The organism is Alkalicoccobacillus plakortidis (assembly GCF_023703085.1).
GTDB lineage: Bacteria > Bacillota > Bacilli > Bacillales > Bacillaceae_D > Alkalicoccobacillus > Alkalicoccobacillus plakortidis.
The window spans coordinates 425,735-450,887 of sequence record NZ_JAMQJY010000002.1 but is presented as its reverse complement, the minus strand read 5'-3'; the positions used below and the strand labels follow the sequence as shown (position 1 = coordinate 450,887).

Below are 25,153 nucleotides of genomic sequence, written 5' to 3'. Positions count from 1 at the left end.
ATGTGAGACTTATACAAAATCTGAAGTTGCAGACAAAAATATTAACTTATGTACTTACAATTGTAAGCGCAATCATTTTTGTTCTTACTGTTGTATCTTATCAACTTGAGAAGGAACAGACTGAAAAACAAATAGGAGAATTGGCGTTAAGTATCGCAAAATCCGTAGCAATATTACCAGATGTGAGAGATGCTTTTCAACACCCTGATCCTTCAGCGACGATCCAACCTATAGTAGAAAGAATTCGTGAAGAGGTTGGGGCTGAATTTATTGTTGTTGGAAATAGTAAAAATATTCGGTATTCTCATATTGATCCAAATAGGATTGGTGAAGAGATGCAAGGAGGAGATAATGATTTAGCCTTAAGAGATGGAGAAAGCTACATTTCAAAGGCAGATGGATCACTTGGTCCGTCCCTTCGTGGGAAAACTCCAATCAGAGATGATGATGGACAGATAATTGGTGTTGTCTCAGTTGGATATATGACAGAGGAAATTCAATCAATTTTTCATCATGATTTTAAAACCTATGCATTTTGGTCAATGACGGTATTTTTATTCGGAGCTGTTGCAAGTGTCATTTTAGCTAATAGTATACGTCGCGACACATTGGGTCTAGAGCCTGTCCAGATTGCTACAATGTATGAGCAAAGAAGCGCCATACTTGAGTCTGTACAGGAAGGTATTATTGCAATTGATCGTAATCAGGCCATTACTCTTATAAATAAAGCTGCGAAAGACTGGCTCCAGCTTGATGATAGAATTATTGGGAAATCGATTAAAGGCTTACTGCCAATTGAAACACTAGAGAAAGTCATGAGGGAGCAGAGCTCAGAATATAACCAAGAGATATTACTAGGCACTCGTTTAGTCATTGTTAACTACACAGCCATACAAAATAGGGGTGAAACAGTCGGTTTGGTCGCAAGTTTTCGAGACCGTTCACAGGTACAGGATTTGGTGAATACTCTTTCTGAGGTACAGCAGTATTCTCAGGATTTACGTGCTCAAGCTCATGAATATACGAATCGAATTTATACTGTTTCCGGATTGTTGCAAATTGGACAAATAGACGAAGCACTTAGGTTCATTCATAAGGAAACAGACACACAGAAGCTTCAATCAAAAATTTTGTATGAGCAATGTAAGGATCCTTCTATTCAAGCAATATTATTAGGAAAGATTAATCGAGCTTCAGAGAAAAAGATCTCATTCATTTTAAACAAAGAAAGCTCATTGGAACATCCTTTGCCAAAATCATACATGAATAGTTTAATTACGATTATAGGAAATCTTATTGAGAATTCATTTGATGCTGTTAGTAGGCAGTCTGATAGAAAGATAGACATCTTTTTTACGGATATAGGTCAAGATGTTGTTCTAGAAATATCAGATAACGGCCCAGGACTACCTGAAGTTTCTGCTAACTTGTTATTTGAGAGAGGTTATACAACTAAAAATGGTAAGAACAGAGGAATTGGTTTGGCCCTTGTTCAAGAAGCCGTTAAAGAGCTAAATGGATCCATCGAATTTGATAATCAAAAACAGGGAGGAGCTGTATTTACTGTATATATTCCAAAAGGGGATGATTCACTTTGAAGGTACTGATTGCAGAGGATGATTTTCGTGTAGCGGGTATTCATCAAGAGTTTATTCGTCAGATTGCGGGAGTGGAAGTAATCGAAAAAGCAACAACGGCTGCAGAGACCATATCTTTTCTAAAAGAAAAGACCCCAGATATACTTCTTTTGGATATCTATATGCCTGATCAACAGGGAACAGAGCTTCTAGCAGTTATTAGAAAAGTGCAACCGAACATAACGATAATTGTAATCACAGCTACTACAGAAAGAGCTGTATTTCGAAAGGCATATCAATATGGCGTGACAGATTTTTTAATTAAACCCATTACATTTGAGCGGTTTGAGCACGCAATAAGTAAGGCAAGAAGCAGGCATATGTTTCTACAAGCAGAAGAACAGATTAGCCAAGAGGATGCAGATCGATTCTTTGCTTACACTGAGGCAGATGGTAGAGAAAGTAGCCTGCCTAAAGGAATTGATCCAATTACACTAGATAAGGTGAAAGCTCTATTAAAGAATATTGATGGAGGAATCACAGCAGATGCAATGAGTGAGAGTTTAGGAGCGTCACGAACTACTTCAAGAAGATATCTTGAGTATTTAATAACGATTAAAGAGGCACGAGCAGAGCTTGAGTATGGTCTGGTAGGTAGGCCAGAAAGACTTTATCATAAACGAGCTAGGAAGACGATGCACTAACTTCCTAAGCTTGTCTTTTTTTTGCGTGAACAAAATGAACAAAATACAGCTTAGATTCTTAATAGAATTAATTTTGTAAACGGTTACAAAGTGACCGAATCTCATTATGATAAACCAAAGTTCATCAAAAAAAGGGGGACTCATAATGAAATTAGTAAAGTGGTCAGCAGCCGGAGCTTTCATGATTGTTCTTTCTGCATGCTCAAACAGTGACACAGGAAGTAGTGCGCAAGGTGACTCTGAAGACTGGAAGCCTGATCGTTCAATAGAGTTTGTTGCACCAGCAGGAGCAGGTGGTGGATGGGATACTACAGCCAGAATGCTTTCCAAGGTAATTGAAGAAGAAGGATTGGCAGATCAAAGTTTTGGAGTGGTGAATAAGCCAGGTGGTGGAGGAGCTGTGGGATGGGCATATATCAATAATCGTAACGACCCACATAATATATTTGTTGCCTCACCACCATTATTATTCATTCCTTTAAATGGGCAGTCCGAATATGGTTACGAAGACTTTACACCCCTTGCCAATTTAATCGCTGATTATGGGGCATTTGCTGTGCGAGAGGATGCGAAGTGGGATACCTTAGATGAGTTATTTGAAGACATGAGGGACGACCCTGCAAGTGTCTCAATTATTGGAGCTTCTGCCCCTGGAAGTATGGATCATATGCAATTTGTGACATTTGCAGATGCAGCTGGTGTAGATATTACGAAGATCAAATATGTATCCGATCAAGAAGGTGGAGCTTTGACTGCAGTTCTAAATGGAAGTGTAGAGGTCCTTTCAAGTGATATGTCTGAAGCAGCAGAACAGGCTCGAGCCGGAAAGTTAAAGATTCTTGCAACAACAGCCCCTGAACGATTAGAAGGAGATTTCCTCGAAAATATACCTACTGGCATGGAGCAAGGTATAGATGCTCAATTTGTGATATGGAGAGGGATTTTTGGTCCTGGAGACATGAGTGAATCGGAAATCTCATATTATGAAGATTTGTTTAGAGAAGCCAGTGAGTCAGAGGCATTTGATGAGATTCGTGTATCCATGGGTTGGGATGAAGAGTTTATGGGACATGAGGAATTTAAAAGCTTTTTAGATGAACAAAATCTAGAAATAGAAGAGTTAATAAACGATTTAGGACTTGGTCAATAGGAGGGGTTATGATGCTAAAGACTGTAAACCAAAGGCTTGCACTTATATTTGCTGGATTAGCAGTCACTATGATTTACCTTAGCTTTCAATTACCTGAGTATGCATTTGTACCGGTTGATTCAGATATGATGCCTAAGTTATTAGGTATAACTCTTCTTGTGTTATCTATTATCTTTTACTTCAGTAAGGATACAGACACCGATGAACAAAAAGCCAAACGAACAATCCCTAAGCAAGAAGCTTATATGTTACTTATAGTTCTTGTATTGATCCTTATCTATATAACGCTGTTAGAAATCGTAGGCTTCATTCCTATGACAATTGCGTTTATCATTTCATGCTCAAGGCTACTTGGATTTAAAAATTGGTTAGTAAACATTTTAACATCTATAACGTTCTCAGGCGGGGTCTATTATTTGTTTAATGAATTGCTCTCTATTCGTTTACCAAGTGGAATTGTGCCATTTTAATTCAATAAAAGTCATTTAGACAGGAGGTTGGGGTGTTGGGGGCTTTCGATGGAATCATGCAAGGATTTCAAGTGGCATTTAGTATAGAAGGTTTGTTCTTTGTTTTTATTGGGGTTTTACTCGGAACTATCATTGGAATGATTCCGGGACTTGGACCAATTAGTGCAATTGCTATTATGATTCCAATTACGTACGGAATGGATCCAGCAATTGCATTAGTTATGATGTCAGGTGTGTATTACGGATCAATGTATGGGGGTTCCACGTCCTCGATTCTGTTAAACGCACCTGGGGTTGCCGGTACGGTTGCTGCTGCTTTTGATGGGTATCCAATGGCTAAGCAAGGAAAAGCTGGGAAAGCATTAGCTATTTCTGCTTTTTGTTCCTTCATTGGAGGAACGGTTAGTGTTATTTTGTTAATGCTGTTCGCTCCTATGTTAGCGAGTGTCGCGATTAGTTTTGGTCCACCTCAATACTTTGCGCTTATGCTTCTAGGTCTAACTGCAATTTCAAGTTTAACTGACGGTTCAACGATAAAAGCACTTATATCTGCCGTTTTAGGGTTCATGGTTATTATGATTGGAATTGATGGTCAAACAGGTACTAACCGCTTCACATTTGGTAGTGTTAATTTACTTGACGGAATCGATTTCCTTGTCATTGCATTAGGCTTGTTTGCTATTGCGGAAGTCTGTTTCTTAATATTAAGCCGAAAAGAGAATACAATGAATGATATGAAAAAAATAGGTAGTCTTAAGCTATCTAAAAGTGATTGGAAAGAAATGAGTGGACCGATTACTAGACAATCATTTTTAGGTTTTATTCTAGGAGTACTTCCGGGTGCTGGAGCTACTATCTCTTCTTTTATTGCCTATATTACAGAGAAAAAAATCGCTAAAAAACCTGAAGAATTCGGGAAAGGATCGATTAAAGGTCTTGCAGCACCAGAAACAGCAAATAACGCAGCAACTAGTGGAGCTTTTGTACCACTTTTGAGTCTCGGTATTCCAGGGTCTGGTACAACGGCAGTCATGTTAGGTGCGTTCCTAGTATTAGGGGTTCAACCTGGTCCAATGTTAATGACAGAAGTACCAGACGTATTCTGGGGAGTCATTGCTAGCATGTACATTGGTAACATCTTTTTATTAATTTTAAACTTGCCGCTTATCCCATATTTCGCGAAAATTCTTTTAGTTCCCAAACCACTTTTGATTTCATTGGTGATTATCTTTAGTTTAATTGGTGTCTATGCAGTAAGTTTTAGTACATTTGATCTTTACATGCTCGTAATATTTGGTGTGATAGGATACTTAATGAGAATATTTGCATTCCCTGCAGCACCATTTATTCTCGCCTTCATACTTGGTGGAATGATGGAACAAAGCCTAAGGCAATCGCTCACTATTTCAAATGGTGATTGGATGATTTTTCTCCAAAGTCCACTGACTGTCAGCATGTTAGCGTTGGCCCTGCTTGCCCTAGTCTTCCCGGCTTTTCAAAATCGAAGACGGAAGAAGAGGGATAATACTCTTTCACTATAAGGAAAACAGCGCCGATATTAATTCGGCGCTGTCTTTTTTGCATAATCACCTAACCTTCGCAAACACACACGTATCTCTCAATTCATCACTATCAATTGCTTTACTCTCCTGCTTTAAAATGGCTTCTAACTCAAAACCGAGACGTTCTGCTACGGCACGACTTTTGAGGTTTTTAGCGTCGCAACGAATTTCTATTCTGCGCGCCTTTAATTCGTTAACTGCAAAATTGGTGATGCCTTTTACAGCTTCTGTCATATATCCCTTACCACTATAATTTGTGCGAATCCAATACCCAATTTCAACCTTTGGGACTTCCCAATCAATTCGATGCAAGCCGGATGAAGCGATAAGCTCGCCAGTTTCTTTTAGGAACACAAGTAAGCGGAGGTCTTTTCTGGTGAGAAAGTTTACGTGTGCTTCGCGAATATTTGCTTCTGAGTTTTCTATTGATTGTTCAAATTGTGCGAAGGGTAACCAGGGTTTTAATTCGTTGATTGAGTCACATACGGCCTCATACATTTGTGCTCCGTCACCTGGTTTTGGGGCACGGATAAGCAAGTGTTCTGTTTCAAAGCTGTCTGGAAAATCAATTAATATTGGCTTCATTTTCTTCACCTCATCTAAGTTACATTTTAGTTTACTTGAGTGAGAGTATTCTGCCAATAACTAAATGAATAATTTTCCTTTTGTGAAGCAATCTATAGGTATTAACTTTGTGAGGTGGTATTAGGTCATGCCTTCCATATTCTCGATTAGTACATATGCGCCTCCCCATAAGCTTCATCAGGATGACACAATGGAGTTTGCAAGGGAGTTATTTAGTGAGAGTTATGAAGATATCGAAAGACTGTTGACGGTGTTTGGCAATGGACAAATCGATGAGCGTTATTTTGCTGCGCCAATGGAATGGTTTCATCAGCCACATACGCTGAAAGAAAGAAATGATTTGTTTATTGAGTTAGCTGTAAAGTATGGAGTGGAATGCATTCGAGGCTGCCTGCAGAACACTCAATTTTTAAAGAGACGTGTAGGAGTAGATGAAGTTGATGCGATTATTTGTGTAACAAGCTCAGGTATGGCTACACCTGGACTTGAGGCACGAATGATGAACCATCTTTCGTTTGATGAGCACACCAAACGGATTCCGATTTGGGGTCTAGGCTGTGCGGGTGGAGCCGCAGGATTAAGTCGAGCATTTGATTATTGTCTGGCTCATCCTAAAGAGAATGTACTGCTTGTATGTGTGGAGCTTTGTAGTCTTACGTTTCAGCATAATGATCACTCTAAAAGTAATCTTATCGGAACTTCACTGTTTGCTGATGGAGTTGCTTGCGCATTAATTGGAGGAGATTTGAGTCAGTTGCGATATGATTTAGTGAAAGACACCTCGCCTGCTTATCATGGTAGTCAATCGACATTAATGCCGCAATCAGAGGATATCATGGGTTGGGACGTGCGTGATTCTGGATTGCATGTAGTGTTTTCAAGGAGTATCCCAGGTATTGTTGAAAAATGGTTAAAGCCAAATGTAGAGGAATTTCTTCAATCTGAGGGAGTAGGGCTTTCTGAAATTGATGCGTTTATTGCACATCCGGGAGGCAAAAAAGTATTAGAGTCTTATGAGAAAGCACTAGGTTTTTCTTCTGAAAAAACACATGTTTCAAGAGAAGTACTCCGAAAGTTCGGCAATATGTCTTCACCAACTGTGCTTTATGTATTAAAAGAATTTATGGAAGAAGATCAAGCTTTAGGGTATCGGGGATTGATGGCGGCCCTTGGTCCCGGCTTCTGCTCTGAACTCGTTCACCTTGAATGGCAGGGGGCTATCCATTGAGTTTTGTCTACTTGTTTATAGTTCTCGTCATTGTGCAACGAATAGCTGAGGTTGGTGTTGCTAAGTCAAATGAACGATGGATGAAACAACGTGGGGCGTTTGAGGCAGGAGAATCACATTATCCAGTGATGGTCGCTCTGCACAGTTGTTTTTTTGTAGCGCTTTTACTAGAGGTGACTTTGAAGGATTCCTCTTGGACGATGTGGAGCCTACTACCACTGGCTGTATTCCTTGTAGCGCAAGTGATTCGTGTATGGGCATTGCTCACTCTGGGTAGGTTCTGGAATACCAAAATAATCGTCTTGCCTGGAGCTGAACCCGTAAAAAGTGGCCCTTATCGTTGGATTCGCCATCCGAATTATGTGGTCGTGATCATTGAGATTCTTTTTCTACCACTCATTTTTCAGGCTTATGTGACAGCAATCGTTTTTAGCTTATTAAATGCCGCGATGCTTCTCGTGAGAATAAAGGCAGAAGAAGAGGCGCTTGATCGAAATGGGAAGTATAGTGAAAAGTTTGAGCAAGTTAGTCGTTTTGTGAGTATCCGAAAAAAATGAGCAGGGCATATGCCTTTGCTCATTTTTTTCTTGGATAACTACAAGACTAATTAGGAGGAAATGTAAAACGGCTCTCAAAATGTGTCTCCGTTCCATCTGGAAAGGTAGCAGAGCCTCGTGGAACTGTTGAATATCTAGTTCTATCTATCATTATGGGTAATGTAAAAGCTTGATTACTAGCATCATATTGAACTTCTGAAGGCATGCCGATTAGATGAAGTGCAAAGTGGGGTAACGTTTCTAATTCAATCTTAGTATCTGTCTCGTTCTCAAACATATTAACATAGTTTAAATTGAATCGAACAAATTGTTCTGGTGGTGTGCTATTATTTTCGACTTGTAATAGTAACTCGACATCAGGAACGATGACCCACTTTTGATTCTTTTGCTCCATGTTAAAGATGAACTCATGTTTCCAGTATTCATCCCACACAATAGTAACAGGGATGCTTGTTTCTTGTTCATTTTTAACGATTGGCTCTCCAATTGTATATTCATTAAAGAAAATCTTTTCTTCAAACTGAGTTTGGAATTGCTCTGTGTATGTATCGTTTGTGTGAGAGGTATCTATATAGCTTAATGCTTTATCTGAGTTCATTTGGAAGTCTTTTTGATTCAATAAGTTGAGGTATCGATTAAGCTGCTGTTCTGGCCCAGAATTTGAAGGGGATAATACATAGAAAAGTGTGATGGTTAATAGACCTAAAATTCCCACGAAAACTAAGAGTTTTGTTCGTTTCAGAGCTAATCACTCCATTCTTTTTGAAAAGGAAGATATGTCCATCTTAATCCAAGTAATCGTTCTAATCAATCTCAATTTTATGTAGAATATGTCGAATCAAAAGGTACCGCATGCTACAATATACGTGAGTTGTTTTATGAAACAGGAGGAATCATGTTGGCAAAAAAACGCAAGCAACAATTTACAGTTGCGTCTGATGAGAGTTTGGCCGAATGTCTAGAACGAATGAAGAAAGAAGGATACAGACCAGTTCGACGAATGGAGAAGCCTGTTTTTAAGGAAAATGGGTCAAAAACACCAATAATTAGTCATCAGCAGGTCATTTTTGAAGGAGTTTTAGAGGAAGACGAACAATGAATATCAAAAAGCATCAAACCGTTCGACTTTTAGTTGACACCCTTTAGATAACCTTGTAAGATTAATGTGGATTGTCGATAAAAAACGAAATAACACCTCATATAATTTTGGGAATATGGCCCATACGTCTCTACCTGATAACCGTAAATTGTCAGACTATGGGGGAAAGTATCACAGCTATAATCCTACGTGTATTTTAATAGGAATAGGTGTGTCAAAGCGCGGAATTAGCTATCTTTCTCTCATTGTGCAGATAAAGTATCTGATTCTGCGTTTTTTGTTTGAGTTCAGCAGTCATACGAGGGAGTGAATGATGGTTATGGAGCCAGTAGTTGGCGTAATCATGGGAAGTACATCTGATTGGGAAACAATGAAACACGCATGTGACATTTTGGACGAGCTAGAGGTACCGTATGAAAAAAAAGTAGTGTCTGCACATCGCACACCAGACCTTATGTTTCAATATGCGGATGAAGCTGTTGAAAAAGGACTAAAGGTCATTATCCTGGAGCAGGTGGGGCAGCACATTTGCCAGGAATGGTTGCGGCAAAAACACCTCTTCCGGTTATTGGCGTACCCGTTCAGTCTAAGGCACTTAATGGATTAGATTCCTTATTATCTATTGTGCAAATGCCTGGTGGAGTGCCAGTGGCAACTGTTGCAATTGGCAAAGCTGGAGCAACAAATGCAGGTTTACTTGCTGCACAAATCATTGGAACAACCGATCAAGTGGTGCAAGAAGCGGTTTTCAATCGACGTAAAAAAACAGAAGAAGCCGTACTCGCGAGCAGTGATACATTATGAGTAAAGTAATTGTAAAACCAGGCTCAACGATTGGCATTATTGGTGGCGGGCAGCTTGGACGTATGATGGCTCTTTCTGCCAAACAGATGGGGTATCGAATTGCTGTTCTTGAGCCAGGCGCAGATTCGCCGTGTGCACAGGTGGCTGATTACGTAATTGAGGCAGGCTATGATGACCTTGAGGGGGCTGCTAAGCTCTCTGAGTTAAGTGATGTTATAACATATGAGTTTGAAAATATAGATGAATCAACAGCAAAATGGCTGACAGAGCATGGAGATTTTCCACAGGGCTTTGATGTTCTGCGAGTCAGTCAGCATCGACTAACTGAAAAACGAACGATTGAATCGTTAGGTGTCCCAGTGGCACCCTATGCAGAGGTATCTTCCTTAGAAGATGTTCATACTGCATTAGATCGAGTCGGTCTGCCAGCGGTGCTGAAGACCTGCAGAGGTGGATATGATGGCAAGGGACAAGCTGTTGTGCGCAGTGAACAGGAACTTGAAACAGCAGTACGTGAACTATTGCCTGCTGGTGAATTAGTGCTTGAGGGCTGGATTCCATTTCAATGTGAAGTGTCTGTGATTGTGACTCGCTCACGGAATGGAGAAACAAAAACATTTCCGGTAGCTGAAAATATCCATAAAAACAACATTTTACATCAATCGATTGTCCCGGCACGAATAACGGATGCCATATCAACTCAAGCTCGGGAAATCGCGTTGAAGCTAGCTGAAGGCTTAGAGGTAGTAGGCACATTAGCTGTTGAAATGTTTGTTCACGAGGACGGACAAATTCTTGTGAATGAAATCGCTCCAAGGCCACACAATTCTGGTCACTATACAATTGAGGCATGTAAGACGTCACAATTTGAGCAGCAAATTCGAGCGGTATGTGGACTGCCTCTTGGTAGCACGGAATTACTGAAGCCGGTTGTGATGGAGAATCTGTTAGGGGAACATATAGAGCCGTTAATGGATAATTTGGAACACTTATCAGATATCTCGCTTCATCTATATGGAAAAGCAGATGCAAAAGAAAAACGTAAGATGGGGCATCTCACAGTTCTCAGTGAAACGGTAGAAGATGCGCTTCATCAACTTAATGAATTCCAGCAACACAATACTAAATAATCTAAAGACTATATTTGGAGGCTTACCTACATGATTGAACGTTATACTCGCCCTGAAATGGGTGCCATTTGGACCGATGAAAACCGTTATAAAGCTTGGCTAGAGGTAGAAATTGTTGCCTGTGAAGCTTGGTCAGAGCTTGGACAAATTCCAAAAGAAGATGTGAAGAAAATCCGTGAGAACGCGAGCTTTGATATCAGTCGTATTCTTGAAATAGAAGAGGAAACAAGACATGATGTGGTTGCTTTTACTCGTGCGGTTTCAGAAACATTAGGGGAAGAGCGCAAGTGGGTTCATTACGGCTTAACGTCAACTGATGTTGTAGATACAGCCCTTTCTTATCTATTAAAGCAAGCAAATGATATTTTAGCAGCTGATCTCGATCGTTTTCTAGAGATTCTAAAGAACAAAGCTATTGAACATAAATTTACCGTGATGATGGGACGTACACATGGCGTTCATGCTGAGCCAACAACCTTTGGTTTAAAGCTAGGCTTATGGTATGAGGAAATGAAACGTAACATTGAACGCTTTAAGCACGCGGCTGAAGGAGTACGTTTTGGCAAGCTGTCTGGAGCAGTCGGAACCTATGCAAACATTGATCCACAAATTGAGCAGCTAGTGTGTGAGAAGCTTGGCTTAAATGCAGCGCCAATCTCTACTCAAACATTACAGCGTGACCGTCATGCAGAGTACATGGCGACACTTGCTCTTATTGCAACATCTGTTGAAAAGTTTGCAGTTGAGATTCGCGGTCTTCAAAAGAGTGAGACTCGTGAGGTAGAAGAGTTTTTTGCAAAAGGTCAAAAAGGATCTTCAGCTATGCCGCATAAGCGTAATCCAATTGGCTCTGAGAATATGACGGGACTTGCGCGTTTAATTCGAGGATACATGCTGACAGCTTACGAAAACGTACCGTTATGGCACGAGCGTGATATCTCTCACTCATCTGCTGAGCGTGTTATTTTACCGGATGCAACCATTGGTCTGAATTACATGTTGAATCGCTTCTCTAACATTGTGAAGAATTTGACGGTTTTCCCTGAGAATATGAAGCGCAACATGACTCGTACGTATGGTCTTATCTATTCGCAACGCGTACTGCTTTCATTAATTGATAAAGGAATGGTTCGTGAAGAAGCCTATGACCTTGTTCAACCTAAGGCGACGCAAGCTTGGGAGGAAGGCGTTCAATTCCGTGAGTTGGTTGATGCAGAAGAACGCATCACGTCCGTTCTTTCTAAAGAAGAGTTGGATGAGTGCTTTAACTATGAGCATCACTTAACACACGTGGACACGATCTTCACACGTCTTGGCTTAAACTGATTCTATCTAGGAGGGTTTCAATCAATGGAGAAGCAGGAGCTACTTTACGAAGGTAAAGCTAAACGAATCTATCAAACCTCTGAACAGAATGTATTGTGGGTGACTTATAAGGATGACGCCACAGCATTTAATGGAGAGAAAAAAGATACACTCGAAGGCAAAGCAAGGCTTAACAATGAGATTTCAACGTTAATCTTTAATCATTTGAATGAAAAAGGGCTTGAGAGTCACTTCATTCGGAGATTATCTGACACAGAACAGCTCGTTCGTAAGGTTGAGATTGTACCACTTGAAGTAGTCGTTCGTAATGTTGTGGCTGGTAGTATGGCTAAGAGATTAGGTATTGCCGAGGGTACACCATTGGTTGAACCAATCGTTGAATTTTATTACAAAGACGATGCATTAGGAGATCCGCTCATAACGGAAGATCATGTATATCTTCTGGAAGCCGCAACATCTGAAGAAGTCGAATCTCTTAAGATTCAAGCCAAAAAGGTTAATCAATTATTAGTTGAGTTGTTTGCAGGTATTGGTGTGAGATTAGTTGATTTCAAACTAGAATTTGGTCGGACACATGATGGAGAACTACTTCTAGCTGACGAAATCTCACCAGATACATGTCGACTTTGGGATATAGAGACAAACCAGAAGTTTGATAAGGATCTATTTCGCCGTAATCTAGGAAGTTTGCAGGATGGATATCAGGAAATACTAACACGCTTGGGAGGCCAATAATGTATAAAGTTAAAGTCTACGTAACGCTAAGAGAAAGTGTTCTTGATCCACAGGGAGTGGCTGTTCAAAATGCTCTTCATACAATGGAATATAAGGAAGTACAGGATGTTCGCATCGGAAAATACATGGAGCTAACATTAGCTGATACAAGCAATGTCGATGCTCGAGTGAAAGAAATGTGCGAAAAACTTCTTGCTAATACGGTCATTGAAGATTATAGCTATGAGATCGAGGAGGTTGTCTCTTCATGAAGTTTGCGGTCATCGTATTTCCAGGATCCAACTGTGACGCGGATATGTACCATGCCATCCGCGACCAGCTTGGCGAAGAGGTAGACTACGTGTGGCACAATGACACGTCTCTTGAAGGGTATGACGGCATATTGCTTCCAGGAGGATTCTCTCACGGAGATTATCTTCGTTCAGGTGCAATCGCTCGTTTTGCACCAATTATGAATGCAGTAATTGAAGCAGCTAAAGCTGGTGTACCAGTCCTTGGAGTTTGTAATGGATTCCAGGTGCTACTTGAAGCAGGCTTGCTACCAGGGGCTATGAAGCGTAATGAAGGCTTAAAATTCATTTGCCGTCCAGTTCAGTTAACCGTTGCAAATGCAGAAACGATGTTTACAACTGGATATGTTGAAGGGTCAGAAATCACAGTTCCCGTGGCTCATGGCGAAGGGAACTATGAATGTGATGATGAGACGTATCAAAAGCTTGAAGCGAACAATCAAATCGTGTTCCGTTATAGCTCGAACGTAAATGGCTCGCGTAATCAAATTGCCGGTATCGTTAATGAAGCTGGTAATGTACTTGGTATGATGCCTCACCCAGAGCGTGCGGTAGAAGAGCTTCTTGGCAGCGCAGACGGACTAGCATTATTTCAATCCATTCTAAAAAACTGGAGGAACTCTCATGTCACTACTCGTTGAACCATCATCTGAACAGGTAAAAAAAGAAAAGCTGTATCAGGCCATGGGTTTAACTGATGATGAATTCCAGCTTGTTGAAGAGATTTTAGGGCGTACGCCTAACTATACAGAAACAGGATTATTTTCAGTTATGTGGTCAGAACACTGTAGTTATAAGAATTCCAAAGTGCTTTTGAAGAAGTTCCCTGTAACTGGTGAAAAGGTTCTTCAAGGTCCTGGTGAAGGTGCTGAATTATTGATATCGGTGATGACCAGGCTGTTGTATTTAAGATAGAAAGTCACAACCACCCATCAGCAATTGAGCCTTATCAAGGTGCTGCAACTGGAGTTGGCGGAATTTTGCGTGATGTGTTCTCGATGGGAGCACGACCAATCTCCATCTTAAATTCACTTCGTTTTGGGGAATTAACATCTCCAAAAGTTCGTTATTTATTTGAAGAGGTTGTAGCTGAATTGCCGGATACGGAAACTGTATTGGTGTTCCAACTGTGGGTGGAGAAGTGCAATTTGACCCATGTTATGAAGGCAACCCGCTTGTTAATGCGATGTGTGTCGGTTTAATTGATCATAAGGATATTCAAAAAGGACAAGCAAAAGGTGTAGGCAACACGGTGATGTATGTTGGCGCAAGCACTGGTCGCGACGGAATTCATGGGGCAACTTTTGCATCTGAAGAGCTAAGTGAAAGCTCTGAAGAGAAACGCCCGGCAGTTCAAGTTGGAGATCCATTTATGGAGAAACTTTTGCTTGAAGCGTGCCTTGAACTGATCCAAAGTGACGCGCTTGTTGGGATCCAAGATATGGGTGCTGCTGGTTTAACTTCGTCTTCTGCAGAGATGGCAAGTAAGGCCGGATCTGGTATTGTCATGAATCTAGACTTGGTACCTCAACGTGAAAAAGGCATGACAGCTTATGAAATGATGTTGTCCGAATCACAAGAGCGTATGCTGATTGTTGTACAAAAAGGAAGAGAAGCAGAGATCAAAGAAATTGTTGACCGTTGGGGACTTCTTTCTGCTGAGGTTGGTTATGTAACGGATGACAAACGTCTTCGTTTAATGCATAACGGTGGGTTAGCAGCAGATGTACCGGTGGATGCGTTAGCTGAAGAAGCTCCTGTATATCACAAACCATCAGCAGTTCCGGCTTATTATAAAGAGTTCCAAGAGCAGGCTGCATATGTACCTACTATAGATAACTCTAAAGAAACACTGCTTCAATTATTGGCTCAGCCAACAATTGCAAGCAAAGAGTGGGTCTATGACCAGTATGACTACATGGTACAAACCAATACAGTGGTTTCTCCAGGTTCTGATGCGGCTGTTGTTCGTATCCGTGATACACGAAAAGCACTTGCAATGACTACGGATTGTAACTCGCGCTATCTTTATCTAGATCCTGAAGTTGGCGGTAAGATTGCCGTAGCTGAGGCAGCTCGTAATATTGTTGCTTCTGGTGGGGTACCTCTAGGCGTGACGGATTGTTTGAACTACGGAAGTCCTGATAAACCAGAAATCTTCTGGCAACTTGAGACATCTACTGATGGAATGAGTGAGGCATGCCGTACGCTTGAAACACCTGTTATTGGCGGGAACGTCTCGCTTTATAATGAAACATCCGGTGGAGCGATTTATCCAACACCTGTAATCGGTATGGTTGGATTAATTGAAGACATTGACCATATTACAACCCAAGATTATAAATCAGTAGGCGATCTAGTGTATTTGCTTGGGGAAACAAAACCTGAATTCAGTGGAAGTGAGCTACAAAAGCTGCATGAAGGACGTATCTTTGGTAAAGCACCTGAACTTGATTTATCACTTGAGAAAAATCGTCAGGCTCAACTTTTAAAAGCGATTCAGTCAGGACTTGTTGCGTCTGCTCATGATGTATCCGAAGGTGGACTTGCTGTTGCCTTAGCGGAAGGCATGACATCAGGAACTGTAGGTGTTCGTGTTCAGCATGAAGGAGATGTCGTGAACCTATTTGCAGAGAGTCAATCTCGTTTTGTAGTGACTGTTTCTCCAGAAAATCGCAGTGCATTTGAAGCAATTGTTGATGCTGACTGTGTTGGAGAAGTAACAAATGAAAATCAACTGGTTGTATGTGACGAGAACGGAAAAGCTGTTCTAGAAGCATCTCAAGAAGAAATTGTTACGGCTTGGAAAGGAGCCATTCCATGTTTGCTGAAATAAAAGGCTTAAATGAAGAGTGTGGCGTGTTTGCTGTTTGGGGTCATAAGGATGCAGCACAAATTACGTATTATGGTTTGCATAGTTTACAACACCGTGGTCAAGAAGGAGCAGGAATTGTTGTCTCTGATGGAGATACCTTAAATGTTCATAAAGGACTAGGTCTAGTTAATGAAGTATTTGACCAGCAAACGCTAAATTCTCTTCAAGGATCGGCTGCAATCGGTCATGTGCGTTACGCAACAGCCGGTGGTGGCGGATTTGCCAATGTACAGCCGCTAATGTTCCGTTCACAAGTTGGCGGACTTGCGATTGCCCATAATGGAAACATCGTGAATGCAAACAATTTGAAGCTTCAGCTTGAGAATCAAGGCAGTATTTTTCAATCTACCTCTGATACAGAAGTACTGGCTCATTTAATCAAACGCAGCGGGTATTGGTCTCTTGAAGATCAATTCCGCCATGCGCTTGCGATGCTAAAAGGTGCCTATGCATTTGCTGTGATGAACGAACATCAACTAATTGCTGCAATGGACCCAAATGGTCTAAGACCTTTAGCGATCGGACGTATTGGTGAGGCGTATGTTGTTGCGTCTGAAACCTGTGCCTTCGATATTATTGGAGCTACCTATGAGCGTGATGTGAAACCTGGTGAGATGGTTATCATTGATGATAACGGATTACGCACGGAGCAATATGATAAATCTACCAATCCGGCCATTTGCAGCATGGAGTATGTCTACTTTGCTCGTCCTGATAGTAACGTTGAGACAATTAACGTGCATACTGCAAGAAAACAATTAGGGAAGCAGCTAGCCATCGAATCACCAATTGAAGCTGATGTTGTAACCGGAGTTCCAGATTCAAGTATCTCGGCAGCAATTGGTTACGCAGAGCAAACGGGTATTCCTTATGAGCTCGGCCTGATCAAAAACCGCTATGTGGGTCGTACATTTATTCAACCCTCTCAAGAGCTTCGTGAGCAAGGGGTAAAAATGAAGCTTTCTGCTGTTCGTGGAGTAGTAGAAGGAAAACGAGTGGTTATGATTGATGATTCGATTGTGCGTGGTACAACAAGTCGACGCATTGTAAATATGCTGAAGGAAGCTGGAGCATTAGAGGTTCATGTGCGCATAAGCTCTCCTCCAATTAAGCACCCATGTTTTTATGGAATTGATACATCTACAACCTCAGAGTTAATTGCTTCTCAACATTCATTGGAAGAGATGCGTGAGATGATGGGCGCGGATAGTTTGGAATTTCTAAGCACTGAGGGGTTAAAGAAAGGAATTGGACGCGATCCTGAGTTAGAAAATTGCGGCCAATGTCTTGCTTGTTTTACAGGTGAATATCCAACAGAGATTTATGCTGATACGGTTCACCCACACGCAAAGGTTTAATTAAAGGAGGCAACGTCCGCATGTCAGATGCATACAAACAAGCCGGTGTTGATATAGAAGCAGGCTATGAATCAGTTAAACGAATGGGACAGCATGTTAAACGTACAGCCCGCCCTGGTGTTCTTGGAGGTTTAGGTGGGTTTGGCGGTAACTTTGATCTGTCATCATTAAACTATAAAGAACCGGTTTTAGTATCAGGTACGGATGGAGTAGGCACAAAGCTAATGCTTGCTTTTATGATGGACAAACATGACACCATTGGCGTTGACGCTGTTGCCATGTGTGTGAACGATATTGTTGTACAGGGTGCTGAGCCACTTTATTTTCTAGATTACATTGCCTGCGGGAAATCAGATCCGGAGCGAATTGAAGCCATTGTTAAAGGAGTGGCAGACGGCTGTGAACAAGCTGGCTGTGCATTAATTGGTGGAGAAACAGCAGAGATGCCAGGTATGTATGATCCCGAAGAATATGATTTAGCTGGATTTTCTGTTGGAGCTGTTGAAAAGTCAGAACTCATTACTGGGGATGCGATCAAACCTGGAGATGTAGTGATAGGGCTTAGTTCAAGTGGGTTGCATAGTAATGGTTTTTCCCTCGTGAGACATGTGTTGCTTGAAAAAGCAGGCTACTCCCTAACAGATCAAGTAGAAGCATTAGATGGACGTTTAGGGGATGTATTACTAACACCAACAAAAATTTATGTGAAGCCCCTTTTAGCGGCAATAAAAAATCATACGGTGAATGGCCTCGCTCATATTACAGGAGGCGGCTTTTACGAAAATGTTCCAAGAATGCTACCTGCTGGAACAAAAGTAGAGATTGATAATGGCTCATGGCCAGTTCCACCTATTTTTCAGCTGTTAAAGGAAAAAGGAGAAATTAGTGAACGTGATCTTTTCTCTACATTTAATATGGGAATTGGCATGATGGTTGTTGTTCCTGAGAGTGAGCATCTGGATGTGATTCGCACCCTTGAAGCACAAGGAGAACAAGCATACATCATTGGACGTGTAACTGAGGGTGAAGGCATCACTATTGGAGGCATTGATTCATGAAAATAGCCGTATTTGCTTCAGGAACCGGTTCTAATGCAGAAGCACTTATAAATGCGTCCATTGCGAACCAGCTTGGTGGCGAAGTGGTTTTACTTATTTCTGATAAACCTGGGGCAGGAGCTCTTGCAAAAGCGGAAGGCTATGGCGTTCAATCAATAGCACTTGCACCAAAATCATTTACCTCAAAAGCAGAATATGAAGCAGAAGTGGTTGCTCGTCTGCAGGATCACGACGTTGATTTTTTATGCCTTGCTGGTTACATGAGACTAGTTGGACCAACGTTGTTACATGCCTATGAGGGACGAATTGTGAATATTCACCCATCCTTGCTCCCGGATTTTCCAGGCTTAGATGCAGTAGGCCAGGCACTGGAAGCTGGAGTCAGTGAGACAGGTGTGACGATTCACTTTGTTGATGCTGGAATGGATACTGGGCCTATTATTGCACAGAAAAAGGTATCAATAGAAGCCGGAGATACAAACGAGAGTGTCTTACAGAAGATCCAAGCAGTGGAGCATGAATTATACCCACGTACAATCAAACAGATCATGGAGAGCAATGACTTAGGAGGAGACGGACATAATGAGTAAGAAGCGAGCATTAGTCAGTGTATCGAAAAAAGAAGGATTAATTCCGTTTGTTCAAGGATTAGTAGACCAAGGAATTGAAGTGATTTCAACAGGTGGAACCAAAAAAGCATTAGAAGAAGCGGGAGTTCCAGTCATCGGAATCTCTGAAGTAACTGGTTTTCCTGAAATTCTTGATGGCCGAGTAAAAACCCTTCATCCTAATATTCATGGCGGACTACTTGCGATGCGTGAAAAGGCAGAGCACCAAGAAGCACTAAAAACACACGCCATTGATCCAATTGACTTTGTTGTCGTGAACTTATATCCATTTGCTGAAACGATTGCTAAAGAAAGCTCGACATTTGAAGATGCCATTGAAAATATTGATATTGGCGGACCAAGTATGCTACGCTCAGCTGCCAAAAATCATAATCACGTAACGGTAGTAGTTGATCCAGCAGATTATGAAGGTGTATTAGCTGAACTTACGGAAAATGGTTCTGTAAATGGTGAGACTCGTCGCCGTTTAGCAGCAAAAGTATTCCGTCATACTGCTGCATATGATGCCATGATTGGTCAATATTTAACAGAGGCTGTAGGGGAGGAGTACCCTGAATCCTTAACACTTACATATGAACGTAGCCAATCTTTGCGCTACGGAGAAAACCCGCATCAGAAAGCGGCTTTCTATCAAACAACATTAGGAGACCAAAGCTCCATTGCACAAGCAGAACAGCTTCATGGAAAAGAGCTTTCCTATAATAACATTGCAGATGCAAATGCTGCCCTTGAAATTGTAAAAGAGTTTGCTGAACCAGCTGCTGTTGCAGTGAAGCACATGAACCCGTGTGGAGTAGGAACTGGAGAATCGATCGAACAGGCATTTAACCGTGCGTATGAAGCAGATTCTGTTTCCATTTTTGGCGGAATCATTGCCCTAAATCGCGAAGTAGACGCTGCGACCGCGGAAACAATGTCAACGATTTTTCTTGAAGTGATCCTTGCTCCTAGCTTTACTGAAGAAGCAAAAGAGATTCTAACGAAAAAGAAAAACATTCGTCTGCTTCAAGTATCAGTAGAAGCAAATGGAAAATCGGCAAATAAAGTAACGTCCGTACAGGGTGGTTTATTGGTACAAGAAGAGGATGCCCCTCAAACGGATGAATCAAGCTGGACGGTTCCAACAAAACGCCAACCAACAGAGGATGAGTGGACAGCTCTTAAGCTTGGATGGAAAGTAGTAAAGCATGTTAAATCAAACGCAATTATTTTAACAAATGGAGAAATGACTGTAGGAGTAGGCGCAGGTCAAATGAATCGTGTAGGAGCAGCAGGTATTGCGATTGAGCAAGCAGGTGAGCGAGCACAAGGTTCTGCATTAGCTTCTGACGCTTTCTTCCCTATGGGTGATACGGTAGAGGCAGCAGGTGTGGCTGGAGTCAAAGCAATCATCCAACCAGGTGGTTCAATCCGTGATGAAGAATCCATCCAAAAAGCAGATGAATATGGCATTGCCATGGTCTTTACTGGCATGCGTCATTTTAAACACTAGGAATGGAGGAACACCCATATGAATGTACTTGTAATTGGCAGTGGTGGACGTGAGCACGCAATCGCTTGGAAGCTTTCACAAAGTCCAAGAGTAGAAAAAGTGTATGCTGCACCGGGTAATGCAGGCATGACAGATGTAGCTGAGCTTGTCTCAATTGGGGAAACAGATTTCTCTGCATTACTTTCATTTGCAAAAGAGCACAACGTAGAATTAACGATTGTCGGTCCCGAGGTTCCTCTTAGCTTAGGAATTGTGGATCAATTTCAAGAAGCTGGTTTAAAGGTATTTGGACCGAACCAAGCTGCTGCTAAAATTGAGGGAAGCAAATCTTTTGCTAAGGATCTAATGAATCGGTACGGGATTCCAACCGGAGCATCAGCAACCTTCTCACATTATGATGAGGCGGCAACCTATGTAAAGAAACAAGGAGCACCTATTGTGATAAAAGCAGATGGTTTAGCTGCTGGAAAAGGTGTTACAGTTGCCATGACCGAAGAGGAGGCTTTGACTGCTCTATCTGATATTTTAGAAGCAAACCGCTTTGGTGATGCTTGGGGCTGAAGTATTGGTCGAGGAATATTTAGAAGGTGAAGAGCTTTCTCTTATGGCTTTTGTTCATCATGATATTGTTGTACCAATGGTTGGTGCACAGGATCACAAACGTGCATTTAATAACGATGAGGGACCAAATACTGGAGGAATGGGTGCGTATTCCCCTGTTCCTCAATTTAACGCCAATCAAGTAGATGTCGCTGTTCGAGCAGTACTGGAGCCAGCAGCTGCGGCAATGATTGCAGAAGGAACTCCTTTTACAGGCATTTTATATGCTGGTCTAATGATGACAGCTACAGGTCCTAAGGTCATCGAATTTAACGCTCGATTCGGAGATCCAGAAACGCAAGTGGTACTTCCACGACTTGAGACGGACCTAGTAGATGTCATAGAGCAGCTATTAAATGGTGAAAAACCAGAGTTACTTTGGTCTGAAGAGGCAGTTGTTGGAGTTGTGATGGCGAGCAAAGGTTACCCAGGAATCTACGAAAAAGGTGTGGCCATTGGTGGACTAGAAGCAGCAGCCAAAAAAGGATTAGTTTTTCACGCAGGTACTAGCCTTCACGACGACATTTGGCAGACTAACGGCGGAAGAGTTCTACTTGTTGCCGCACGTGGAGAAACCATCCGTGAAGCCAAAGAGCAAGCTTACGAATCTTTGATCCATATTCAGAGCGAAGGGTTATTTAACCGAACGGATATAGCTGATAAAGCGATTCGATAAAACATGCAGCACCCGCATAGAGCGGGGGCTGTTTTTTTGTGGGGGGATTTGTGAATTGCAGCGATGGATGGAAGGCAGGAGGTGAAACGATAGAGTGGTGAATCGAAACGATGGAGGGGGAAGTGAAACGATAGAGTGGTGAATCGAAATGATGGAGGGGAAAGTGAAACGATAGAGTGGCGAATCGAAACGATGGAGAGGAAAGTGAAACGATAGAGTGGTGAAACGAAACGATGGAGGGGAAAGTGAAACGATAGAGTGGTGAATCGAAACGATGGAGGGTGAAGTGAAACGATAGAGTGGTGAATCGAAACGATGGAGAGGAAAGTGAAACGATAGAGCGGCGGATCGAAACGATGGAGAGAGGACTGGAGCGATAGATCATGCAAATGGAGCAATGGAGAGGAGAATGGAGCAATAGATCACGGAAGTAGAGCGCAGGCTTCCTTAGTTGGTTTTTTAGGAAGGCGTAAAATCTTAGGGATCGAATATATCTTTATTCCATTCATTTCTGCAGCGGTTTCCTACATTTTTATGCACTACTTTAGTGTTGATTGGTGGAATTCCTTCTTTATTCCGTTTGGTGCGGAAGGTTCGCTCATATTGTTTTATGTATTAAGTTTAATAGCTATAATAATTGGAAGTCTGTTAGTCAAGAAACCAACTCTCAACAAATTCACATAAAAAAACCCACCATTAAGATGGGTTCATCACGCGTCCATCTTGATGATGACCGTGTTTTTTTGTTTCTAACTTCTTCTTACTGGACATATACATAAGAGGACAAAATTGAGTAATTCCTTCGGCGACCTTCATAGCTCCAATTACAATGCCGATAATACCTATAATAGAACTTGATTTTCTGTTAGTTTTAGACGATGATAAAGTAAGTAGGGTAAGACCACATGTTATACGAAGAAGTGATTCAATGAGGCTTAAATTTGGTTTCATCTCTATTCCTCCACTTTAAAAAATTAAATAATCCGTTATTTCAGGTAATGTGTGAAAAGATGTCACATGTTTTTCCTATTTAACCTTGAATTTGTGATAACATATAGACAAAAGAAAATATGAAATGGGTGATCTGCCAATGACGGAACGAATTTACCGTTGGACTAAGAAGCGTTTACGCCAGCACCTTGATGTCGTCAGGGGAGAAAAAGCGCCTTCAATTGTTCTCAAAAATGCTACGTATCTCAATCACGCCAGACGAAAATGGCTAAATGCAAATATATGGATTGCTGATGATCGAATTGTGTATGTTGGACAGGAGCTTCCCCCGGTTACAGATAAGGACACCGAGATTATTGAATGTAAGGACTCAGTACTAGTACCAGGTTATATTGAGCACCACGCTCATCCGTTTCAACTTTATAATCCCCACAGCTTTGCGAAATATGCTTCAGCTCATGGGACTACCACATTGATTAATGATAATCTATATTTCTTTTCGAACGTTGAAAAAAAGAAAGCGCTTTCACTTATCGAAAAGTTAGAAGAGATGCCAACAAGTATGTACTGGTGGGCCAGATATGATCCACAGACAGAACTTCAAAGTGAAGCACATTTTACGAATTCACGGATGAAGGCTTGGCTTGAGCACCATTTGGTTGTTCAAGGTGGGGAGTTGACTTCTTGGCCAAAGGTTCTTGAAGGAGACGATTCAACTCTTCATTGGATGCAGGAGACAAGTAGACTGCGTAAGCCAATTGAAGGGCATCTTCCAGGAGCTTCCGAGCGCACATTGTCACAAATGGCATTGCTTGGAGTAACCTGTGACCATGAATCGATTAATGGAGAAGAAGCTGTAAGACGATTGGATATGGGGTATATGACTTCATTGAGGCATTCGTCTATGCGCCCTGACTTACCAAAGCTTCTTCACGAAATGCAGGAGCTTGGAGTAGACCATTTTGTCCGTTGTATTATGACAACAGATGGATCACCACCATCGTTTTATGAGGATGGGGTTATGGACAAATTAATAAAAATGGCGCTTGATGCAGGATTGTCTGATTTTGATGCGTACGGAATGGCAACCTATTATGTGGCCAGATATTACAATCTGGATCATAAGCTAGGAATGATTGCGCCAGGGCGTATTGCACATATCAACTTCTTGTCTGATAAGAATTCTCCTAAGCCAATAGGAGTGCTTGCTAAAGGCCAATGGTTGGTTCGAGACGGTAAAGAATGCCAAGGAGAAGATTCTTTCCCATGGAAGGATTATGGCATTAAACCTTTAGATACTAGCTGGGATCTAGATGAGAGTGAATTACATTTTTCGATGCCAATGGGAATTGAAATGGTTAATGCTGTTATTCTTAAGCCGTATCGTATTTCTGTAGAGGGAACGGTTAATGAGTTAAGTCAAGATCATGATGAAAGCTTCTTTGTATTAATTGATAAGAATGGTAAATGGATGATTAATACAATGATTAAAGGTTTTGCTGATAAAATAAAAGGATTTGCGAGCTCGTTCTCAAATACAGGAGATTTTATTTTAATCGGCAAAAATGTAAAAGACATGGTCGCAGCCTTTCGTGCTGTAAAGGCGCAGGGTGGAGGAATGGCGCTAGTTGATGATGGAGAAGTTATTGGCAGACTTGTTCTTTCGTTAAATGGTGCGATGTCTGATAAGTCGATGACAGGCATTATGGAAGAAGAGAAACATTTTGTTAAACTTCTGCGTGAGAGAGGCTATAAGCATGAAGATCCAATCTATAGCTTGCAGTTCTTTTCATCTACTCATCTGCCTTATATTCGTGTGACACAAAGAGGAATCTATGATGTTACAAAGAAAAAGATACTCTTTCCTGCGATTATGCGCTAAAATGTAAAAGTATAATGAACCTGGTCTCAGGTCAGGCATGCCGAAATTTTTGGAAAGGCGTGAAATGATTGCAAATCGATAAGCTACGTGGTAAAGAATTAGATCAACTGTTTAATGCAGTTCTTTCGTTAAAAAATCTTGAGGAATGTTATGAATTCTTCGATGATCTATGTACAATTAATGAAATTCAGTCGCTGGCACAACGTCTTGAAGTGGCAAGAATGCTTCAAAACGGATATACGTATCATAAAATTGAAACAGAGACTGGAGCAAGTACAGCGACAATTTCCCGTGTGAAACGCTGCTTGAATTATGGGAATGACAGCTACACAATGGCATTGGACCGCATTAAGGAAGATCAAACAGGTCGGGCAGAATAATACGAGGCTATCTGGTATGGGGGATTCCATATCAG

22 protein-coding genes, 3 pseudogenes and 1 riboswitch are annotated in these 25,153 nt (G+C 41.4%); of the genes and pseudogenes, 22 read left to right on the top strand and 3 right to left on the bottom strand.

What is annotated here, in order from left to right:
- Positions 1-2 precede the first annotated feature (2 nt).
- The 5 genes from NDM98_RS16810 (at position 3) to NDM98_RS16790 (ending at position 5,442) form a co-directional block, all read left to right on the top strand.
- Positions 3-1,598 carry an ATP-binding protein gene (locus NDM98_RS16810; protein WP_251610148.1) on the top strand — a complete coding sequence of 532 codons (1,596 nt, stop codon included), beginning with the start codon at positions 3-5 and terminating at the stop codon, positions 1,596-1,598.
- Complete coding sequence (locus NDM98_RS16805) at positions 1,595-2,281, top strand: response regulator (RefSeq protein WP_251610146.1); 687 nt, start codon at positions 1,595-1,597, stop codon at positions 2,279-2,281. The genes NDM98_RS16810 and NDM98_RS16805 overlap by 4 nt, the downstream gene beginning before the upstream one ends.
- A gap of 145 nt (positions 2,282-2,426) precedes the next feature.
- Positions 2,427-3,431, top strand: coding sequence for a tripartite tricarboxylate transporter substrate binding protein (locus NDM98_RS16800; protein WP_251610144.1), 1,005 nt, complete (start codon positions 2,427-2,429; stop codon positions 3,429-3,431).
- 8 nt (positions 3,432-3,439) lie between these two features.
- Positions 3,440-3,901 carry a tripartite tricarboxylate transporter TctB family protein gene (locus tag NDM98_RS16795; RefSeq protein ID WP_251610141.1) on the top strand — a complete coding sequence of 154 codons (462 nt, stop codon included), beginning with the start codon at positions 3,440-3,442 and terminating at the stop codon, positions 3,899-3,901.
- 35 nt (positions 3,902-3,936) lie between these two features.
- Positions 3,937-5,442 carry a tripartite tricarboxylate transporter permease gene (locus tag NDM98_RS16790; RefSeq protein ID WP_251610139.1) on the top strand — a complete coding sequence of 502 codons (1,506 nt, stop codon included), beginning with the start codon at positions 3,937-3,939 and terminating at the stop codon, positions 5,440-5,442.
- A gap of 45 nt (positions 5,443-5,487) precedes the next feature.
- Here NDM98_RS16790 and NDM98_RS16785 read toward each other — a convergent pair whose 3' ends face one another.
- On the bottom strand, positions 5,488-6,048 hold the full coding sequence (locus NDM98_RS16785) for a GNAT family N-acetyltransferase (RefSeq protein ID WP_251610137.1): 561 nt from the start codon (positions 6,046-6,048) through the stop codon (positions 5,488-5,490).
- Positions 6,049-6,175: 127 nt separating this feature from the next.
- Here NDM98_RS16785 and NDM98_RS16780 point away from each other — a divergent pair, with 127 nt between their 5' ends.
- Entirely contained in the window at positions 6,176-7,276 is a 1,101-nt protein-coding gene (locus NDM98_RS16780) for a type III polyketide synthase (RefSeq protein WP_251610135.1), read from the top strand.
- Entirely contained in the window at positions 7,273-7,833 is a 561-nt protein-coding gene (locus NDM98_RS16775; RefSeq protein ID WP_251610134.1) for an isoprenylcysteine carboxyl methyltransferase family protein, read from the top strand. Before NDM98_RS16780 ends, NDM98_RS16775 begins: the two co-directional genes overlap by 4 nt.
- A gap of 46 nt (positions 7,834-7,879) precedes the next feature.
- Here the strand turns inward: NDM98_RS16775 and NDM98_RS16770 are convergent, their stop codons facing one another.
- A complete protein-coding gene (locus NDM98_RS16770; protein WP_251610133.1) occupies positions 7,880-8,431 on the bottom strand; it encodes a hypothetical protein in 552 nt (183 codons plus the stop codon).
- 297 nt (positions 8,432-8,728) lie between these two features.
- Here NDM98_RS16770 and NDM98_RS16765 point away from each other — a divergent pair, with 297 nt between their 5' ends.
- The 13 genes and pseudogenes from NDM98_RS16765 (at position 8,729) to purD (ending at position 21,905) form a co-directional block, all read left to right on the top strand.
- The gene (locus NDM98_RS16765; protein ID WP_307728871.1) at positions 8,729-8,932 is read left to right on the top strand and encodes an NETI motif-containing protein; all 204 of its coding nucleotides are present in this window, start codon (positions 8,729-8,731) and stop codon (positions 8,930-8,932) included.
- 77 nt (positions 8,933-9,009) lie between these two features.
- A riboswitch (purine riboswitch) is annotated at positions 9,010-9,111 on the top strand.
- 140 nt (positions 9,112-9,251) lie between these two features.
- Positions 9,252-9,736 (top strand): annotated as a pseudogene (gene purE / locus NDM98_RS16760) (5-(carboxyamino)imidazole ribonucleotide mutase).
- A complete protein-coding gene (gene purK, locus NDM98_RS16755) occupies positions 9,733-10,866 on the top strand; it encodes a 5-(carboxyamino)imidazole ribonucleotide synthase (protein WP_251610132.1) in 1,134 nt (377 codons plus the stop codon). The pseudogene purE and the gene purK overlap by 4 nt, the downstream one beginning before the upstream one ends.
- A 30-nt stretch (positions 10,867-10,896) precedes the next feature.
- Complete coding sequence (gene purB, locus NDM98_RS16750; protein ID WP_251610130.1) at positions 10,897-12,192, top strand: adenylosuccinate lyase; 1,296 nt, start codon at positions 10,897-10,899, stop codon at positions 12,190-12,192.
- Positions 12,193-12,216: 24 nt separating this feature from the next.
- Positions 12,217-12,927 carry a phosphoribosylaminoimidazolesuccinocarboxamide synthase gene (gene purC, locus NDM98_RS16745; protein WP_251610129.1) on the top strand — a complete coding sequence of 237 codons (711 nt, stop codon included), beginning with the start codon at positions 12,217-12,219 and terminating at the stop codon, positions 12,925-12,927.
- Positions 12,927-13,178 (top strand): phosphoribosylformylglycinamidine synthase subunit PurS, encoded by a 252-nt coding sequence (gene purS, locus NDM98_RS16740; protein ID WP_251610127.1) that lies wholly within the window; start codon positions 12,927-12,929, stop codon positions 13,176-13,178. The genes purC and purS overlap by 1 nt, the downstream gene beginning before the upstream one ends.
- Complete coding sequence (purQ, locus tag NDM98_RS16735) at positions 13,175-13,858, top strand: phosphoribosylformylglycinamidine synthase subunit PurQ (RefSeq protein WP_251610125.1); 684 nt, start codon at positions 13,175-13,177, stop codon at positions 13,856-13,858. Before purS ends, purQ begins: the two co-directional genes overlap by 4 nt.
- Positions 13,842-16,053 (top strand): annotated as a pseudogene (gene purL / locus NDM98_RS16730) (phosphoribosylformylglycinamidine synthase subunit PurL). The gene purQ and the pseudogene purL overlap by 17 nt, the downstream one beginning before the upstream one ends.
- Positions 16,038-17,450 carry an amidophosphoribosyltransferase gene (gene purF / locus NDM98_RS16725; protein WP_251610123.1) on the top strand — a complete coding sequence of 471 codons (1,413 nt, stop codon included), beginning with the start codon at positions 16,038-16,040 and terminating at the stop codon, positions 17,448-17,450. The pseudogene purL and the gene purF overlap by 16 nt, the downstream one beginning before the upstream one ends.
- 20 nt (positions 17,451-17,470) lie before the next feature.
- Positions 17,471-18,508, top strand: a complete 1,038-nt coding sequence (gene purM, locus NDM98_RS16720; RefSeq protein WP_251610121.1) for a phosphoribosylformylglycinamidine cyclo-ligase — start codon at positions 17,471-17,473, stop codon at positions 18,506-18,508.
- On the top strand, positions 18,505-19,098 hold the full coding sequence (gene purN / locus NDM98_RS16715) for a phosphoribosylglycinamide formyltransferase (protein ID WP_251610119.1): 594 nt from the start codon (positions 18,505-18,507) through the stop codon (positions 19,096-19,098). Before purM ends, purN begins: the two co-directional genes overlap by 4 nt.
- Positions 19,091-20,629: a bifunctional phosphoribosylaminoimidazolecarboxamide formyltransferase/IMP cyclohydrolase gene (purH, locus tag NDM98_RS16710; RefSeq protein WP_251610117.1), complete on the top strand. Its 1,539-nt coding sequence runs from the start codon at positions 19,091-19,093 to the stop codon at positions 20,627-20,629. Before purN ends, purH begins: the two co-directional genes overlap by 8 nt.
- Positions 20,630-20,647: 18 nt before the next feature.
- Positions 20,648-21,905: pseudogene (gene purD, locus NDM98_RS16705) on the top strand (phosphoribosylamine--glycine ligase).
- A gap of 696 nt (positions 21,906-22,601) precedes the next feature.
- Here the strand turns inward: purD and NDM98_RS16700 are convergent.
- Positions 22,602-22,856: a YgaP family membrane protein gene (locus NDM98_RS16700; protein ID WP_251610115.1), complete on the bottom strand. Its 255-nt coding sequence runs from the start codon at positions 22,854-22,856 to the stop codon at positions 22,602-22,604.
- A 139-nt stretch (positions 22,857-22,995) separates the two neighbouring features.
- Between NDM98_RS16700 and NDM98_RS16695 the strand changes: the two genes are divergently transcribed.
- Both NDM98_RS16695 and NDM98_RS16690 read left to right on the top strand, forming a co-directional pair.
- Entirely contained in the window at positions 22,996-24,738 is a 1,743-nt protein-coding gene (locus NDM98_RS16695; RefSeq protein ID WP_251610113.1) for an adenine deaminase C-terminal domain-containing protein, read from the top strand.
- 68 nt (positions 24,739-24,806) lie between these two features.
- A complete protein-coding gene (locus NDM98_RS16690; RefSeq protein WP_251610111.1) occupies positions 24,807-25,118 on the top strand; it encodes a YerC/YecD family TrpR-related protein in 312 nt (103 codons plus the stop codon).
- The last annotated feature ends 35 nt before the right edge of the window (positions 25,119-25,153 follow it).

Excerpts from the sequence above, each read along its gene's own strand:
- NDM98_RS16800 (WP_251610144.1), top strand. The coding sequence starts at position 2,427 with ATGAAATTAGTAAAGTGGTCAGCAGCCGGAGCTTTCATGATTGTTCTT.
- NDM98_RS16795 (WP_251610141.1), top strand. The coding sequence starts at position 3,440 with ATGATGCTAAAGACTGTAAACCAAAGGCTTGCACTTATATTTGCTGGA.
- NDM98_RS16785 (WP_251610137.1), bottom strand. The coding sequence starts at position 6,048 with ATGAAGCCAATATTAATTGATTTTCCAGACAGCTTTGAAACAGAACAC.
- NDM98_RS16780 (WP_251610135.1), top strand. The coding sequence starts at position 6,176 with ATGCCTTCCATATTCTCGATTAGTACATATGCGCCTCCCCATAAGCTT.
- NDM98_RS16770 (WP_251610133.1), bottom strand. The coding sequence starts at position 8,431 with ATGAACTCAGATAAAGCATTAAGCTATATAGATACCTCTCACACAAAC.
- NDM98_RS16765 (WP_307728871.1), top strand. The coding sequence starts at position 8,729 with ATGTTGGCAAAAAAACGCAAGCAACAATTTACAGTTGCGTCTGATGAG.
- purK (WP_251610132.1), top strand. The coding sequence starts at position 9,733 with ATGAGTAAAGTAATTGTAAAACCAGGCTCAACGATTGGCATTATTGGT.
- purB (WP_251610130.1), top strand. The coding sequence starts at position 10,897 with ATGATTGAACGTTATACTCGCCCTGAAATGGGTGCCATTTGGACCGAT.
- purC (WP_251610129.1), top strand. The coding sequence starts at position 12,217 with ATGGAGAAGCAGGAGCTACTTTACGAAGGTAAAGCTAAACGAATCTAT.
- purS (WP_251610127.1), top strand. The coding sequence starts at position 12,927 with ATGTATAAAGTTAAAGTCTACGTAACGCTAAGAGAAAGTGTTCTTGAT.
- purQ (WP_251610125.1), top strand. The coding sequence starts at position 13,175 with ATGAAGTTTGCGGTCATCGTATTTCCAGGATCCAACTGTGACGCGGAT.
- purF (WP_251610123.1), top strand. The coding sequence starts at position 16,038 with ATGTTTGCTGAAATAAAAGGCTTAAATGAAGAGTGTGGCGTGTTTGCT.
- purM (WP_251610121.1), top strand. The coding sequence starts at position 17,471 with ATGTCAGATGCATACAAACAAGCCGGTGTTGATATAGAAGCAGGCTAT.
- purN (WP_251610119.1), top strand. The coding sequence starts at position 18,505 with ATGAAAATAGCCGTATTTGCTTCAGGAACCGGTTCTAATGCAGAAGCA.
- purH (WP_251610117.1), top strand. The coding sequence starts at position 19,091 with ATGAGTAAGAAGCGAGCATTAGTCAGTGTATCGAAAAAAGAAGGATTA.
- NDM98_RS16700 (WP_251610115.1), bottom strand. The coding sequence starts at position 22,856 with ATGAAACCAAATTTAAGCCTCATTGAATCACTTCTTCGTATAACATGT.
- NDM98_RS16695 (WP_251610113.1), top strand. The coding sequence starts at position 22,996 with ATGACGGAACGAATTTACCGTTGGACTAAGAAGCGTTTACGCCAGCAC.